Origin of the sequence: Microbacterium sp. Ru50 (assembly GCF_002920555.1) — a bacterium.
Lineage (GTDB): Bacteria > Actinomycetota > Actinomycetes > Actinomycetales > Microbacteriaceae > Microbacterium > Microbacterium arborescens.
In genome coordinates, this window is sequence record NZ_PQSV01000040.1 from 1 (window position 1) to 733 (window position 733).

The 733-nt window shown below is 70.3% G+C and carries 1 protein-coding gene; it reads right to left on the reverse strand.

The window, feature by feature from the left end; all coding sequences use genetic code 11:
• Positions 1–733 (reverse strand): 2Fe-2S iron-sulfur cluster-binding protein (locus C3481_RS16120; protein ID WP_146053679.1); only part of this gene is annotated, 733 nt, incomplete at both ends.

Consider the following 733-nt stretch of genomic DNA (forward strand, 5'->3'; position numbering starts at 1 on the left):
CCTCGGGGTCGTAGGCGGCGAGCCGCCGCATGACCTTGCCGCGCCGGTGGTCGGTGCGGGTCGCGCAGCCGCCCGAGCAGTGCTCGCACACGGACGGCGAGGAGACCAGGTCGAAGGGGCGGGAGCGGAACCGGTACGCCGCCGAGGTCAGCGCGCCGACCGGGCAGATCTGGATGGTGTTGCCGGAGAAGTACGACTCGAACGGGTCGCCCTCGCCCGTACCGACCTGCTGGAGCGCGCCGCGCTCGATCAGCTCGATCATGGGGTCGCCCGCGATCTGGTTGGAGAAGCGGGTGCAGCGGGCGCACAGCACGCACCGCTCGCGGTCGAGCAGCACCTGGGTGGAGATCGGTACGGGCTTCTCGTAGGTCCGCTTCTTGCCGTCGAAGCGGGACTCGGCGTTGCCGTGAGACATCGCCTGGTTCTGCAGCGGGCACTCGCCGCCCTTGTCGCAGACCGGGCAGTCCAGCGGGTGGTTGATGAGCAGCAGCTCCATCACACCGTGCTGCGCCTTCTCGGCGACCGGCGAGGTCAGGTGGGTCTTCACGACCATGCCGTCGGTGCACGTGATCGTGCAGGACGCCATCGGCTTGCGCTGGCCCTCGACCTCGACGATGCACTGGCGGCAGGCGCCGGCCGGGTCCAGCAGGGGGTGGTCGCAGAAGCGGGGGATCTCGATGCCGAGCTGCTCGGCGGCCCGGATGACCAGGGTGCCCTTGGGCACGCTGATCTC